Below are 14,073 nucleotides of genomic sequence, written 5' to 3' on the forward strand. Positions count from 1 at the left end.
AGCGATACCCATCGGCCGAGTGATGGGTTACGCCGCTGCGCGGTTAACCCATCCTCCGAAGCGGTTTAGAAGAACGCCTGCAGGCCGGTCTGCGCGCGGCCGAGGATCAGCGCGTGGACGTCGTGGGTGCCTTCATAGGTGTTGACCACTTCCAGGTTGACCAGGTGGCGGGCCACGCCGTACTCGTCGCTGATGCCGTTGCCGCCGAGCATGTCGCGGGCCATGCGCGCGATATCCAGGGACTTGCCGCAGCTGTTGCGTTTCATCATCGAGGTGATTTCCACCGCAGCGGTGCCTTCGTCCTTCATCCGGCCCAGGCGCAGGCAGCCTTGCAGGGCCATGGTGATCTCGGTCTGCATGTCGGCGAGTTTCTTCTGGATCAGCTGGGTTTGCGCCAGCGGGCGGCCGAACTGCTTGCGGTCGAGGGTGTACTGACGGGCGGTGTGCCAGCAGAACTCGGCCGCACCCAGCGCGCCCCAGCTGATGCCGTAACGGGCGGAGTTGAGGCAGGTGAACGGGCCTTTCAGGCCACGCACGTCGGGGAAGGCGTTTTCTTCCGGGCAGAACACGTTGTCCATGACGATTTCACCGGTGATCGACGCACGCAGGCCAACCTTGCCGTGAATCGCCGGAGTGCTCAGGCCCTGCCAGCCTTTTTCCAGGACAAAGCCGCGAATCTCGCCCGCGTCATCCTTGGCCCAGACCACAAACACATCGGCGATTGGGCTGTTGGTGATCCACATCTTCGCGCCGGTCAGGCGGTAGCCGCCGTCGACCTTCTTCGCGCGGGTGATCATTGAGCCTGGGTCGGAGCCGTGATCCGGCTCGGTGAGGCCGAAGCAGCCGATGTATTCGCCGCTGGCCAGTTTGGGCAGGTACTTCTGCTTGGTCGCTTCGTTGCCGAATTCATAGATCGGCACCATCACCAGCGACGACTGCACGCTCATCATCGAGCGGTAGCCGGAGTCGATGCGCTCGACTTCGCGGGCAATCAGGCCGTAGCACACGTAGTTCAGGCCGCTGCCGCCGTACTCAGCGGGGATGGTGGCGCCGAGCAGGCCGGTATCGCCCATTTCACGGAAGATTTTCGGGTCGGTCTGCTCATGGCGGAAGGCTTCAAGTACGCGCGGGGCCAGCTTGTCGGCGGCAAACTGCTGGGCGCTGTCACGCACCATGCGCTCTTCTTCGGTCAGTTGCTGGTCGAGCAGCAGCGGGTCGATCCAGTTGAAGCTTGCCTTGGCCATCGCGAAAACCTCGAAATCAGACAGTGATAGGGCGGGTATCTGCGCAGCCGCGCTGCGCTCGCCGGTGAGTGGATTGATCCTAGGCCGCTTGTGGCAGGCAGGCAAACGAGTATTGCGCACGCAGTTGTGCAATTTGCTCACTTCAGGATAGCTTTAGTCGGCCTATTTAACCGATCAAAGTGAGGGTGACGCACAGATGCGCCGCAAGATTCCCAGCACCGCCGCCCTTATCGCGTTCGAGTCCGCTGCTCGGCACCAGAGTTTTACCAAGGCGGCGCAGGAACTGAGCCTGACTCAGGGCGCTGTGTGCCGGCAGATAGCCGCGCTGGAGGCTTTCCTTAACATCGAGCTGTTCCGCCGTTCGCGCCGTGGCGTGGTGCTGACGGAGGCGGGGCAGTCCTATGCGCGGCGCGTGGCCGGTCAGCTTGATGCCGTGGAGCGCGACACCCTGGCGGTGATGGGCCAGCAGGGCGCGATGAGCATCGAACTGGCGGTGGTGCCGACCTTCGGCACGCAATGGTTGCTACCGCGTTTGAAGGATTTTCAGCGCCTGCATCCCGAGATCACGGTCAACCTGACCAACCGCACGCGGCCCTTTCTGTTTGCCGATACCGAGTTCGACGCGGCGGTGTACTTCGGTGATGGCGATTGGTCCGGTACCCAGGCCCACCTGCTGATGAGCGAAAACCCGATGCCGGTGTGCAGCCCTGCCTTGCTGGCGGGGCAGGCGGCGCTCAGTGTCGAGCAGATCGCCAGTCTGCCGCTGCTGCAGCAGACCACGCGGCCCTACGCTTGGCGCCAGTGGTTCAATGCCCAGGGGGTGAGTAACGTGCGCGATATGACCGGGCCGCGTTATGAGCTGTTCTCCATGTTGGCCCAGGCGGCCATGCATGAGATGGGTGTGGCGCTGATACCGCCGTTTCTGATTCGCCGTGAGTTGGATGAGGGGCGCTTGGTGATTGCTGCGCCACTCAGTCTGCCGACGGACAAGGCGTATTACCTGATGATTCCGGAGCGCAAGTTGGAGTCAGCAGCCCTTATGCTCTTGCGGGATTGGCTGGTGCGCGAGGCACACGCTTATGCTTTGACCCATGGCCTGAAATAGACAACAGCCTGTCAGGTTGTTGGCGAAAAAGACCGTCAAGGCTTCGGCGGCAACTGGTCGTAAAATACGTTACCTCCCGAGACCGGCCGTCTAGAGTGCGCGCCGGATGCATGTTGACCCCGTAGTCAGCTATCTGGATGGCTACACTTTCGCTGCCTACAGCAGGTACAGGGTGTTGCATTTTTTGCACACAAACACCGCTGCAGCCCACTGAAACAGGGGTTTACTGCGCGAATAACGGCAACGCCGTTGATCTGATGGCGCTGTATTTGTTTCAAGAATGCATCGGTCTCGATTTATCCCAGCGAAAACGCTGCAGGCCTTTATCCAAAAGGCTTGCAAGGAATTGGCTGCCTATAAGGTCATGCAGTGACTTGTAGTTATCGCAAGGTTTTACTTCATAACGCCTTGAAGGCAATGGCTATCGCCTGCAAAATGCCGCGCCCCGCCATTGTGCAACTGAAGCCTGAGCGGGTTTGTGCTGATCCTCCCTAATGCCCGCGTGCCACCCGCAGTGCGCCGGTTCACCAAAAAGATCACGCAGGAGAATTGAAGTGCACATCGGTGTTCCTCTCGAAACCCATGCTGGTGAGACGCGCGTTGCCGCAACTCCCGAAACCATCAAGAAGCTGATCGGCCAAGGCCATCAGGTGACTGTTCAGACCGGTGCTGGCGTTAGCGCGAGCATTCCGGACAGCGCCTATGAAGCGGTTGGCGCGGCTATCGGCAACGACGCTGCTGCTTTTGGTGCCGATCTGGTGCTGAAAGTGGTTGCCCCAACCGATGCTGAGCTGGCGCACATGAAAGCCGGTGCCGTATTGGTGGGCATGCTCAATCCGTTCAGCAACGAGACCATCGCGCGCATCAATGCTCGCGGCGTGACCGCCTTCGCCCTGGAAGCTGCCCCGCGCACGTCCCGCGCGCAGAGCCTGGACGTGCTCAGCTCGCAGGCCAACATCGCCGGCTACAAGGCTGTGCTGCTGGCCGCGCATCACTACCCGCGCTTTATGCCGATGTTGATGACCGCTGCCGGTACCGTGAAGGCCGCGCGTATTCTGATTCTCGGCGCTGGTGTAGCTGGCCTGCAGGCCATCGCCACGGCCAAGCGCCTGGGTGCGGTGATCGAGGCTTCGGACGTGCGTCCGGCGGTGAAGGAGCAGATTGAGTCGCTCGGCGCCAAGTTCGTCGATGTGCCATTCGAGACCGATGAAGAGCGCGAATGCGCCCAGGGTGTTGGCGGCTACGCGCGGCCGATGCCGGCTTCGTGGATGGAGCGTCAGGCCAAGGCGGTGCATGAGCGCGCCAAGCAGGCTGATATCGTCATCACCACTGCACTGATCCCGGGCCGCAAGGCACCGACCCTGCTGCATGCCGCCACCGTGGCGGAAATGAAGCCTGGCTCGGTGATCATCGACCTGGCTGCAGCGCAAGGCGGCAACTGCCCGCTGACCGTCGCTGAACAGGTGGTGGTGCAGCATGGCGTGACCATCGTCGGCCACAGCAACCTGGCAGCCCTGGTGCCGGCTGATGCTTCGGCGCTGTACGCACGCAATCTGCTGGACTTCCTCAAGCTGGTTATCGACGGCGAAGGCAAGTTCCACCTCAACCTTGAAGACGACATCGTCGCTGCGTGCCTGATGTGCCGTGACGGCAACGTCGTGCGCACTAACGGCTAAGGGGAGCACCGCTCATGGATATGATTTCTGACGGCATCTACAACCTGATCATCTTCGTGCTGGCCATTTACGTGGGCTACCACGTGGTATGGAACGTGACACCGGCCCTGCACACCCCGTTGATGGCAGTGACCAACGCGATTTCCGCCATCGTTATCGTCGGCGCCATGTTGGCTGCCGCGCTGACCGTGACTCCGCTCGGCAAGACCATGGGCACCCTGGCGGTGGCTCTGGCTGCGGTTAACGTGTTCGGTGGCTTCCTGGTAACCCGGCGCATGCTGGAAATGTTCAAGAAGAAAGCGCCTAAGGCGCAGGTGGAGAAGCACTGATGAGCATGAATCTGATCACTGTTCTCTACCTCGTCGCCTCGATCTGCTTTATCCAGGCGCTTAAAGGTCTGTCGCACCCGACAACGTCGCGTCGCGGCAACCTGTTCGGCATGATCGGTATGGGCATTGCCGTGCTCACCACCGTAGGCCTGATCTACAAGCTGGGTGCGGAAATCGCCACCCAGGGCATTGGCTACGTGATTGTTGGCCTGTTGGTCGGCGGTACTGCCGGTTCGATCATGGCCAAGCGCGTGGAAATGACCAAGATGCCGGAACTGGTCGCCTTCATGCACAGCATGATCGGCCTGGCAGCGGTGTTTATCGCCATTGCCGCTGTCGTTGAACCGCAGTCGCTGGGTATCGTTGCGGCGCTGGGCGATGCGATTCCGGCCGGTAACCGTCTGGAGCTGTTCCTCGGTGCGGCCATCGGTGCCATCACCTTCTCCGGTTCGGTGATCGCCTTCGGTAAACTCTCGGGCAAGTACAAGTTCCGCCTGTTCCAGGGCGCCCCGGTACAGTTCAAGGGCCAACACTGGGTGAATCTGGCCATCGGTCTGGCGATTCTGGGCTTGGGCTTGGTGTACACCTTCACCGGTGATATCACCGCCTTCGCCATCCTGCTGGCCCTGGCCTTCGTCATCGGCGTGCTGATCATTATCCCGATTGGCGGCGCGGACATGCCGGTCGTCGTGTCGATGCTCAACAGCTACTCGGGCTGGGCGGCTGCTGGTATCGGCTTCTCGCTGAACAACTCGATGCTGATCATTGCCGGTTCGTTGGTAGGTTCTTCGGGCGCGATCCTCTCGTACATCATGTGCAAGGCGATGAACCGTTCGTTCTTCAACGTGATCCTCGGTGGTTTCGGTGGCGCGGCTGAAGCAGCTGGCCCTGCCGGTGCTCAGGAAGCGCGTCCGGTTAAGTCTGGCTCGTCCGACGATGCGGCTTTCCTGCTGACCAACGCCGACACTGTGATCATCGTTCCGGGTTACGGCCTGGCAGTAGCCCGTGCCCAGCACGCGTTGATGGAGTTGGCTGAGAAGCTGACCCACCGTGGCGTGACCGTGAAATACGCGATCCACCCGGTTGCCGGTCGTATGCCTGGCCACATGAACGTACTGCTGGCTGAGGCTGAAGTGCCTTACGAGCAGGTGTTCGAGATGGATGACATCAACTCCGAGTTCGGCCAGGCCGACGTGGTGCTGGTGCTCGGTGCCAACGACGTGGTCAACCCGGCGGCGAAGAACGATCCGAAGTCGCCGATCGCCGGCATGCCGATCCTCGAGGCTTATAAAGCCAAGACCGTGATCGTCAACAAGCGCTCGATGGCCAGCGGCTACGCCGGCCTGGACAACGAACTGTTCTACCTGGACAAGACCATGATGGTTTTCGGCGACGCCAAGAAAGTCATCGAAGACATGGTTAAAGCGGTCGACTAATCCTCGCTGCGACGCTGTAGAAAAAGCCCGGCTCAATAGCCGGGCTTTTTTCTGTCCACTCGATCAGAAAAGTGTTTTTCTCAAGGCAAAATCTGAAAAACAGGTCAGCTGTCACATAAGTGCAATTTGAAACTGTACCTATATGGTTTCACTGAAATTCAATATTAACCGCAGGTCTTTCATCTGCTTTCGTACCGTTTTTAGGCTAAAGCACTTATGGCCAGTACAGCTGAGTGTAAAACAGGTCAAACAGTTACAAAGCAAACTATCTATTTGTGCTGCAATTTCATTCAGCTGTGGCTACAGCGAAGTGGGGGCAACGGCAATAATTCTCCCATCGCAACACACCACTGACCCGCCACAAGCGGAAGGATGACCACCATGGAACGTACCCTCAGTTCCGACCTGTTTTTCGATCACAGCCAATCCACCGGCTCCAGCGCTCTGCCGCTGCGCATGCTGGCTTCTGTTCTGCAATGGCAGCGCCGCGTTGTTAGCCGCCGCCAGCTGGCTCGTCTGGACTCCCGTCTGCTCGCAGACGCCGGTATCAGCGAAGCACAGCGTCACGCTGAACTGAGCAAGCCCTTCTGGCGTTAACTGCTGCCAGACACCGATTTCTGCTCCTCCCTTAATGGGATTTTTGAAAGCTCCAGCGCCCTGCGTGTTGGGGCTTTCTTTTTATGTGCCGTGGAAAGCGCTGAAGCAATTGCGTAGCTGCAACAGTCTGCTGTGCTGTTAAGCGGTACAGTTCTTATAAAAAGCTTACTGCGCCATAACAATTTTCAGGTGCTGTCTCTGACCCTGCTGTCAGCTTGCGCGCACCATGGACTGCCCTCTTCTGTCTCTGACAAGGAATTGCGCCATGGAACGCACGCTCAAACACCCATCCAACGCAACGGCTCGGGTAAATCAACCGCTCTGGTTGCGTGTCTATGCCGCGCTCTGTGGCTGGCAGCGTAATCTGCGGACTCGAAGCCAATTGGCGCGCCTCGATAGTCGTCAGCTGGCCGATGCAGGTATTACTGAGGCGCAACGACAGGTGGAGCTGGCAAAGCCGTTCTGGAGATAAATTGCCTGGCAACCAACCCGCATCGTCAAGGTCTACACTGAACCCAGCCTGTCTGTTGGGCCTTTTCAGGAGCGTGGATATGAATGCGATAAAGACCTTGAGCCTTGCGGCATTACTGGCGTTGACCGGCACGGCTAGCGCCACCAGCTTTGTGGTCACCACTGATGCGGTGGTGGGTGCGGTCGGGGCGACCTCGGAGGCGAGTTCCGATGTGTCGTCTTCCTTTACCGACGATAAGATCGTCTTGGCCGCGCGCGACGATGCTGCCGCGTTTGTTGCCAGCCAGGGCGACATCCGTGGGGCGCGCCTGGAGGCCGCTCTGCAACATATCCGTCAGCAGGTGCCGACGTTACAGGGCGACGATATGCAGTTGGCGACGGCCATCCTTAGCCTCTGAGTGTGTGTGCTGCCAGCGCTTAGCCAGAAGCGCTGGCGGAACTGTGTGGCACACTGCTCGTCTAAGCCAGTCCAAACGACGTGATGGCTGATTATTGGAGATGTATATGCGCCCTATCTTGCTCAGTGCCGTAGTTGCAGTTGTTCTGTTCAGTGCCACTGCACAGGCGCAAACCCTGGTAGCGACCAGCAATATCATCGTACGCGCGCTGGATCGCACCTTCGACTTCACCTCAGATACCACCACCTCGGTGCGCGACTCGAAAGTCGTGCTCGCGGCGCGTGACGATGCGGCCAGTTTCGTCGCCAGCCAAGGGCAGATCCGCGGCGCTCAGCTGGAAGCCGCTATAAGCACCATCCGCAGCCAAGTGCCTGAGGCGCAAGGCGCTTCCGACCTGGTATTGGCCGAAGCCATCCTGGCGCTGTGAGTTGGCCGCGTACCTGGCTGCTCGGGCTGGCGTTACTGGCCAGCACCTGCAGCCAGGCTGAGTTGCGCCTGCAGCTAGCGGACGCCGAGCTCAGCCCTGCTGAGCGCCAGGCTAGCCAGCAACTGCTGCAAGACGCCTTGGCTGCTTTGCCACCACGCCTCAAGCAGCAACTCGACCGCCGCGTCAGTGTGCGTTGGCGTAGCTTGCCTGCGCAGGTGTATGGCCGCGCCGGGCGGTTCAGCGGCATCGAACTGAATGCCGCGTTGCTGCCAGGGTTAAGTGACGGCAGCAGCGCCACCACCCTAACCAATCGTACCCATGGCAGCGTGCGCCAAGAGTTGCTGGCGACCGTGCTGCATGAAATCACCCATCTATATGACCGTGCCCAGCTCTGGCCGCCGGAGGATCGGCAGTTGCAGCGCCAGTGTCGCCAACGCGAACAGAGTCTTGGAGCCGTTGGCTTGCCGGATCACTGCCGCGGGCAAACCACGCGGCGCTTCACCCTGAGCGATGATCCGCTGCTGCTGGACCTGGCCGGCTGGCCACAGCAGGTAGGGCGTCATGGTGCGCGCGAGCCGGACAATCATCAGGTCGCGCGCAGCCCGGATAACTATGAGCTGAGCAACCCGCGCGAGTTTATCGCCGTCAACATGGAGTACTTCCTCCTCGACCCCAGCTATGCCTGTCGCCGGCCCTCGCTGGCGCGTTACCTGAGCGCGCATTTCGCCTGGACGCCGGCGAGCCAGCAGCCTTGTGCTGAAGGCTTGGCTTACTTGAATGCCGGGCGGGACTTTGCCCGCCAACCGCTGGGCAGCATCGATCCGCAGCGGGTTTATCAGGTCGATTACCTGCTGGCCGAAGCCAACGATGCACTGGCCAGCCGCTGGGGCCACAGCATGCTGCGCCTGGTCATCTGCGCGCCTGGGCGGCCGCGTGGGCCGGATTGCCGGTTGGATCTGCAGGAGCATCTGGTGCTGTCCTACCGCGCCTTTGTCGGCGACGTGCAGCTATCGAGTTGGGATGGTCTGACTGGGGTTTATCCCTCGCGGCTGTTCGTTCTGCCGCTGGAGCAGGTGATCGAGGAATACACCAAGGTCGAGCTGCGCAGCCTGGCCTCGGTGCCGCTCAAACTGGACCGTGTGCAGCTCGAACAACTGGTGACCCGCGCTGCCGAGCAGCACTGGAGTTATGACGGCAACTACTGGTTTATCTCCAACAACTGCGCCGTGGAAACCCTCAAGCTGCTGCGCAGCGGCAGCCAGCACCCGCGTCTGCACGCGCTCGACAGCATCATGCCCAACGGCTTGCTCGATACGCTGGTGGCGCGCGATTTGGCCGACCGCAATGTGCTGAACGACTCCGCCGAAGCCCTGCGTCTGGGTTATCGCTTCGACTCGTTCCGTGACCGTTACCAGGCCATGTTCAGCGTGCTTCAGGCGCAGCTGCCGATTGAGCAAACGCAGGTTGAGGACTGGCTGACCCAGCCAGCCGAGAAGCGCCAACCCTGGTTCGACCGCGCCGATCTGCGCACCAGCGCGGCGCTGTTGTTGCTCGAACAGGCGGCACTGCGTCGGCAACTGTTATTGGCTCAGGATGAACTCAAGCGCCGCTACCTCAGCGGCCGTGATGGCGTTGATCCCACGGTGAACAAGGCCGGCGGCGCGCTGCAGCAGATCCTCGCCAACAGCGGTTTCCTCAGTCGCCCGGCCGAGTTGCTCGAAGGTGGCTACGGCCTGCCACAGCGCGCCGAATGGCAGCGCCTGGAAACCGAAAGCCAGGCGCGTCAGCAGCAACTGCGCCAGCTCAGCGACAATCTCGACCAGGAAGTGCGCACCCTGCTGGAGCCGGCGCACCTGGCCGAATTACAGGCCACTGAAGCCAACCTGACGCAACTGGGCAAGCATCTGCGCACGCTGCACAAAGCCGGCGGCGGTCTGCAGTTGCCCTAGTCCATGAGTTCCTGATCTTCCTCGGGCAGCTGCAGGTCGAGGTGCAGCCACGGCAGACGGCTTTGCACCCAGATATGTCGATCCGCCGGGGCCTGCTCCGGTTCGTCCAGCGTCGCCACGGTCACATCCAGGGTCTCCGGACTGAGCCGGGTGAACAACGCCAGATGCGCGCCGCATTGCCCACAGAAATAACGCGTGCAACTGGGCGATGAGGCGTACTCACGCGGTGTGCCGGCCAGCCAGCGAAAGCTCGCCAGCGGCACGGTAACCCAGGTGGTAACTATGCCCCCTGTACTGCGTCGGCAGATCGAGCAATGGCAGTGGGCAATGTCCTGCAGTGGCGCCGCGAACTGATAGCGCAATGCGCCGCACTGGCAGCCACCTTGATGAATAGCAGGCATGGCGTGTCCTCATCGCAAAGGGCAGGTAAGCCAGCCTAATCCCGATATCATCCTTGCGTCACCCCTGTTGGCTGCTCAAGATGGCGGCTTAGCTGTGGCTGGAGGTTGCCGTGCTGGAGTTGCTGTTGGCCTTGTGGCCGTTGTTTGCCTTAATCGTCGCTGGGTATTACCTGCGCCGCTGGGCGTTCCCCAATGAGGCGTTCTGGCCGGGTGCTGAGCGGCTGAACTATTTCATGCTGTTCCCGGCGCTGCTGTTCAGCAGCCTGGCGACGGCGCCACTGGATAATCCAGCGTTGCCGCGCCTGGGTCTGGCCGTGCTGCTGGCGCTGGGCATCGCCTGGCTGGCGCTGTTGCTGGTACGGCGCATACGGGGCTGGCCAGCAGGACGTTTTGGCGCGTTCAGCCAAGGCATTCTGCGGTTCAACACCTACCTCGGCCTGGCAGCGGTGGGCAGCCTGTTTGGTCAGGACGGCCTGACCCTGGCGGCCATCATGCTCGCCCTGATGGTGCCGACGGTGAATGTGCTGTCCGTCTGGTCGCTGACCGCCGAGCGTGGCGTCAGTGCGCGCAGCCTGTTGCTGCCGATTCTGAAGAATCCGTTGATCCTCGCCTGCCTGGGCGGCGCGCTGGTCAACCTCAGCGGTCTCGGTCTACCGGGCGGCAGTGATCGGCTGCTCAGTCTGTTGGCTGCCGCCAGCCTACCGCTGGGCCTGCTTTGCGTTGGTGCGGCGCTGAAACCTGAACAGTTGGGTGGTGAGATTCCGGCCCTGGGGTGGAACAGCCTGCTGCGTCTGCTGGGCATGCCGATGCTGGCCTGGGCGGTGGCCTACGGTCTGCAGTTGCCGGCGATGGAAAGCACCGTATTGGTGCTGTTCTTTGCTCTGCCAACTGCACCTACAGCCTATGTATTAACCCGACAGTTGGGCGGTGACAGCCAATTGATGGCCGGCATCATCACCCTGCAAACCCTGCTGGCAGCGGTCAGTTTGCCGCTGCTGTTGCTACTGGTGGTTGGCTGATTCATATCCCGGGAAAGGTCGGGCGGATGGTCGGTGCTTGGTGGTACATATAAATTACTGTATTTATATACAGTAATTTATGGAGTCAGCCATGTCCGTTTCTCTGCCGCCGCGCGGTCGCGGTACCGCCAGTAATCCGCATAACCGCTTTGCCCCGCAGCGCATTATCGCCAGCGATGACGGCTGGTTTCAGGAGGTGCCGCCCAGTCGGGCGACCGAGGTGCGCAGCGAAACCGCAAAAAGCATCATCACCCGCAACCAGTCGCCAGACCTGCCGTTTGACCGCTCGCTCAATCCCTACCGTGGCTGTGAACATGGCTGCATTTATTGTTACGCCAGGCCCAGCCACGCTTACTGGGATTTTTCGCCGGGGCTGGATTTCGAAACCAAGCTGATCGCCAAGACCAATGCCGTGGCCCTGCTCGAACAGCAGCTGAGCAAGCCTGGCTATGTCTGCGCGCCGATCAACCTGGGTTCCAATACCGATCCCTATCAACCGATCGAACGCCAGCACCTGCTGACCCGCAACAGCCTCAAGGTGCTGCTCGACTACCGTCATCCCGTGACCATCATCACCAAGGGTGCCTTGATTCTGCGTGACCTTGATCTGCTTACTGAGCTGGCGCAGCAGCGGCTGGTGGCGGTGATGATCAGCCTGACCACCCTGGATGACGAACTCAAACGCATCATGGAGCCACGTGCAGCGGCACCTGCGGCGCGTTTGCGGGCGATCCGTGTGTTGCGTGATAACCGTATTCCGGTCGGCGTGCTGTGCTCGCCAATGATCCCGATGATCAACGATATGGAGCTGGAGCACTTGCTGGCAGCGGCCAAGGACGCTGGCGCGCAGAGCGCCAATTACATGCTGCTGCGTCTGCCGCGCGAAGTGGCACCGTTATTCGAGGAGTGGTTGCAGGCGCACTACCCGCAGCGCGCTGAGCATGTGCTCAGCCTGATCCGGCAGAGCCGTGGAGGTGCGCTGTATGACAGCCGCTTCGGTCTGCGTTTTCGGGGTGAAGGGGCGTTTGCTGAACTGCTCGCGCAACGCTTTGCCCTGGCCAGCAAGCGCCTGGGCCTGAATCGACGTGAGGGGTTCAATCTGGACTGCACGCGCTTCTGTCCGCCGGGTGGTCAGCTGGCGCTGCTCTAATGGGCAGGTACCGTTAAAGATTGCCGTGAGGGTTCAGGGCAGTAACACTTGGCATGTGACTTGCCAGCCTGCTTGGCTGTCGCTTTAGCAGGTTTTTTCAGGTTCAGAGGTCGCAAACATGCCATACAAGCATCAGTTGATTCCGCTGCAAGGTCGCACAGGCACTGAGAGTGCCGAGGAAGCCCTGCAGACCATCGTTGATGGTTTCAAGCGCTTTCGCAGCGAAATCTTTCCGCAGCAGGAAGACCTGTTCAAAAAGCTCGCCACTGCGCAGAACCCACGCGCGATGTTTATCACCTGCGCCGACTCGCGGGTGGTGCCGGAGTTGATCACTCAAAGCTCGCCGGGCGACCTGTTCGTCAACCGCAACGTTGGTAACGTGGTGCCGGCTTACGGCCAGATGATGGGTGGGGTGTCCACCGCCATCGAGTACGCAGTGCTTGCGCTTGGCGTGCAACACATCATCGTCTGTGGCCACTCTGACTGCGGTGCGATGAAGGCCGTGTTGGCCCCCGAAACCCTGGAGAGTATGCCGACGGTGAAAGCCTGGCTGCGTCACAGCGAAGTGGCGCTCAAGGTAGTCGAGGCGAACTGCGGCTGTGAAGGCCATGACAGGCTGGGCATTCTCACCGAGGAGAACGTGGTGGCTCAGCTCAATCACCTGTGCACCCACCCGTCTGTGGCGGCGCGGGTGGCCAGCGGCCAATTGTTTATTCACGGCTGGGTGTACGACATCGAGACCAGCGAGATCAAAGCGTACGACGCGGTGAAAGGTGAGTTTCGCTTGATTGGCGAGGGCCCGCTGCCCATGGCCACCCCCCGTGCGCGCTATCTGCCGAACAGCTAGCAGGCTGTTGAATAACCACCTGCCTAGGCAAACGCGCGCTGGGTTTAAGGCCAGTCAACCCGTCGCGCGGGTTTCATTCAGCTGCAGCTCCACACCGAGCTGCCGAGATAGGCATGGCCAGCGCTTCCAGGCCGCATCTGTCTGCGGGTTGTTTAGGCGTTCGCGGTAGGCTTGCACTGAGTCATGGGCAAAGCTGGCCTCGTCGAGCATGCCGTCGACCGCATGGTGCACGGCCTCGTCCAATTGGTTGGCAAAGGCCTCGCCAATCAATTGGTGGGCGATCAGATTGGCCACTGTGGTATCCAGCGGAATCAACGGCGTGCCCAAGTGGGCGATATAGCGATCATTCACTTCCTCGACCAAGCGATGGGCCAGATAGGCCTCGTCGAGTAATCCCTCCAGCCCCTCATGGCCGGCCATCAGCGCTGGCGGTTGCAGAAAAAACTGCTCAGCCACCTTGAGCACCGGTTTGATCTGCGCCTCGATTCCTGCTTCAAGCGATACCTCATGGGCCGCCTGCAACAGTTCTGGCACTTGTTCGATATACGCGCTGACAAAACGCTGCAACACGCCTTGGGTGTCTTCATTGGGCAGGCGAATGGAGGGGTGCAATTGACCCAGGTGGGCTTGCATCTGACTGGCCAGCTGACCCGTGCTGGCTTCGTGTTGGTGCGCACGCTGAATCAGTACGTGCAAAGCGGCGATGTTCATGACTGCTCCTGAAATGAGGACATGGGCGAGAACCTTAGCTGGCTGAGCGTCTTGGCTAAGACCCGATTGTCATAATTATTAAACAGTTATGCGAGTCGGCTATATGTCGCAGCGCCAACCTCCGCCGATCCCGCGTCAGCCGTGGTCTTTAGCGTGTGGTCTGCAGTACATGGCTCATTTCGGCTTTCGCGTTGCCAGGTGTAAGTCCGTGTCTATACTCGAATTCGAAAGGCAGTACCTGATAACTCCGAATCGGCTCTGGCATGGACAGTCCTCGCAGGCATTTTCACCGTAAAGATCTGCGCTTGCTGAG

General features: G+C 60.5%; 15 protein-coding genes. 12 read left to right on the forward strand and 3 right to left on the reverse strand.

Annotated elements, in window-relative coordinates:
* Positions 1-65 precede the first annotated feature (65 nt).
* The gene (locus BLO50_RS15065; RefSeq protein WP_090254350.1) at positions 66-1,244 is read right to left on the reverse strand and encodes an acyl-CoA dehydrogenase; all 1,179 of its coding nucleotides are present in this window, start codon (positions 1,242-1,244) and stop codon (positions 66-68) included.
* A gap of 196 nt (positions 1,245-1,440) precedes the next feature.
* On the opposite strand from BLO50_RS15065, the gene BLO50_RS15070 reads away from it, so the two are divergent.
* The 9 genes from BLO50_RS15070 to BLO50_RS15110 all read left to right on the forward strand — a co-directional run bounded on the left by BLO50_RS15070 (position 1,441) and on the right by BLO50_RS15110 (position 9,632).
* On the forward strand, positions 1,441-2,349 hold the full coding sequence (locus BLO50_RS15070) for a LysR family transcriptional regulator (protein ID WP_090254352.1): 909 nt from the start codon (positions 1,441-1,443) through the stop codon (positions 2,347-2,349).
* A gap of 554 nt (positions 2,350-2,903) precedes the next feature.
* Positions 2,904-4,025 carry a Re/Si-specific NAD(P)(+) transhydrogenase subunit alpha gene (locus tag BLO50_RS15075; protein WP_090254353.1) on the forward strand — a complete coding sequence of 374 codons (1,122 nt, stop codon included), beginning with the start codon at positions 2,904-2,906 and terminating at the stop codon, positions 4,023-4,025.
* Positions 4,026-4,039: 14 nt separating this feature from the next.
* Positions 4,040-4,354, forward strand: a complete 315-nt coding sequence (locus BLO50_RS15080) for an NAD(P) transhydrogenase subunit alpha part 2 (protein ID WP_090254355.1) — start codon at positions 4,040-4,042, stop codon at positions 4,352-4,354.
* Entirely contained in the window at positions 4,354-5,790 is a 1,437-nt protein-coding gene (locus BLO50_RS15085; protein WP_090254357.1) for an NAD(P)(+) transhydrogenase (Re/Si-specific) subunit beta, read from the forward strand. The genes BLO50_RS15080 and BLO50_RS15085 overlap by 1 nt, the downstream gene beginning before the upstream one ends.
* A gap of 381 nt (positions 5,791-6,171) precedes the next feature.
* The gene (locus tag BLO50_RS15090; protein WP_090254359.1) at positions 6,172-6,387 is read left to right on the forward strand and encodes a DUF1127 domain-containing protein; all 216 of its coding nucleotides are present in this window, start codon (positions 6,172-6,174) and stop codon (positions 6,385-6,387) included.
* Between the two features lie 265 nt (positions 6,388-6,652).
* Positions 6,653-6,859 (forward strand): DUF1127 domain-containing protein, encoded by a 207-nt coding sequence (locus tag BLO50_RS15095; RefSeq protein WP_090254361.1) that lies wholly within the window; start codon positions 6,653-6,655, stop codon positions 6,857-6,859.
* Positions 6,860-6,938: 79 nt separating this feature from the next.
* Positions 6,939-7,256, forward strand: coding sequence for a DUF2388 domain-containing protein (locus BLO50_RS15100; protein WP_090254363.1), 318 nt, complete (start codon positions 6,939-6,941; stop codon positions 7,254-7,256).
* A 106-nt stretch (positions 7,257-7,362) separates the two neighbouring features.
* Entirely contained in the window at positions 7,363-7,683 is a 321-nt protein-coding gene (locus tag BLO50_RS15105) for a DUF2388 domain-containing protein (RefSeq protein WP_090254365.1), read from the forward strand.
* Positions 7,680-9,632, forward strand: a complete 1,953-nt coding sequence (locus BLO50_RS15110) for a DUF7844 domain-containing protein (RefSeq protein WP_090254366.1) — start codon at positions 7,680-7,682, stop codon at positions 9,630-9,632. Before BLO50_RS15105 ends, BLO50_RS15110 begins: the two co-directional genes overlap by 4 nt.
* Here the strand turns inward: BLO50_RS15110 and BLO50_RS15115 are convergent.
* The gene (locus BLO50_RS15115) at positions 9,629-10,033 is read right to left on the reverse strand and encodes a GFA family protein (RefSeq protein ID WP_090254368.1); all 405 of its coding nucleotides are present in this window, start codon (positions 10,031-10,033) and stop codon (positions 9,629-9,631) included. The genes BLO50_RS15110 and BLO50_RS15115 overlap by 4 nt on opposite strands.
* Positions 10,034-10,125: 92 nt before the next feature.
* On the opposite strand from BLO50_RS15115, the gene BLO50_RS15120 reads away from it, so the two are divergent.
* From BLO50_RS15120 to BLO50_RS15130, 3 genes are all read left to right on the forward strand, one after another.
* Entirely contained in the window at positions 10,126-11,052 is a 927-nt protein-coding gene (locus BLO50_RS15120) for an AEC family transporter (RefSeq protein WP_186343826.1), read from the forward strand.
* A gap of 91 nt (positions 11,053-11,143) precedes the next feature.
* Positions 11,144-12,202 carry a PA0069 family radical SAM protein gene (locus BLO50_RS15125; protein WP_090254372.1) on the forward strand — a complete coding sequence of 353 codons (1,059 nt, stop codon included), beginning with the start codon at positions 11,144-11,146 and terminating at the stop codon, positions 12,200-12,202.
* A 118-nt stretch (positions 12,203-12,320) separates the two neighbouring features.
* The gene (locus tag BLO50_RS15130; protein ID WP_090254374.1) at positions 12,321-13,049 is read left to right on the forward strand and encodes a carbonic anhydrase; all 729 of its coding nucleotides are present in this window, start codon (positions 12,321-12,323) and stop codon (positions 13,047-13,049) included.
* A 54-nt stretch (positions 13,050-13,103) separates the two neighbouring features.
* Here BLO50_RS15130 and BLO50_RS15135 read toward each other — a convergent pair whose 3' ends face one another.
* A complete protein-coding gene (locus tag BLO50_RS15135) occupies positions 13,104-13,760 on the reverse strand; it encodes a hypothetical protein (protein ID WP_090254376.1) in 657 nt (218 codons plus the stop codon).
* Positions 13,761-14,073 lie beyond the last annotated feature (313 nt).

Source organism: Pseudomonas peli (assembly GCF_900099645.1).
Classification (GTDB): domain Bacteria; phylum Pseudomonadota; class Gammaproteobacteria; order Pseudomonadales; family Pseudomonadaceae; genus Aquipseudomonas; species Aquipseudomonas peli.

Bases quoted from the DNA above. Each gene is read 5' to 3' on its own strand.
- BLO50_RS15105 (WP_090254365.1), top strand. From the start codon at position 7,363: ATGCGCCCTATCTTGCTCAGTGCCGTAGTTGCAGTTGTTCTGTTCAGT.
- BLO50_RS15125 (WP_090254372.1), top strand. From the start codon at position 11,144: ATGTCCGTTTCTCTGCCGCCGCGCGGTCGCGGTACCGCCAGTAATCCG.
- BLO50_RS15085 (WP_090254357.1), top strand. From the start codon at position 4,354: ATGAGCATGAATCTGATCACTGTTCTCTACCTCGTCGCCTCGATCTGC.
- BLO50_RS15065 (WP_090254350.1), bottom strand. From the start codon at position 1,244: ATGGCCAAGGCAAGCTTCAACTGGATCGACCCGCTGCTGCTCGACCAG.
- BLO50_RS15135 (WP_090254376.1), bottom strand. From the start codon at position 13,760: ATGAACATCGCCGCTTTGCACGTACTGATTCAGCGTGCGCACCAACAC.
- BLO50_RS15095 (WP_090254361.1), top strand. From the start codon at position 6,653: ATGGAACGCACGCTCAAACACCCATCCAACGCAACGGCTCGGGTAAAT.
- BLO50_RS15115 (WP_090254368.1), bottom strand. From the start codon at position 10,033: ATGCCTGCTATTCATCAAGGTGGCTGCCAGTGCGGCGCATTGCGCTAT.
- BLO50_RS15080 (WP_090254355.1), top strand. From the start codon at position 4,040: ATGGATATGATTTCTGACGGCATCTACAACCTGATCATCTTCGTGCTG.
- BLO50_RS15100 (WP_090254363.1), top strand. From the start codon at position 6,939: ATGAATGCGATAAAGACCTTGAGCCTTGCGGCATTACTGGCGTTGACC.
- BLO50_RS15090 (WP_090254359.1), top strand. From the start codon at position 6,172: ATGGAACGTACCCTCAGTTCCGACCTGTTTTTCGATCACAGCCAATCC.
- BLO50_RS15070 (WP_090254352.1), top strand. From the start codon at position 1,441: ATGCGCCGCAAGATTCCCAGCACCGCCGCCCTTATCGCGTTCGAGTCC.
- BLO50_RS15130 (WP_090254374.1), top strand. From the start codon at position 12,321: ATGCCATACAAGCATCAGTTGATTCCGCTGCAAGGTCGCACAGGCACT.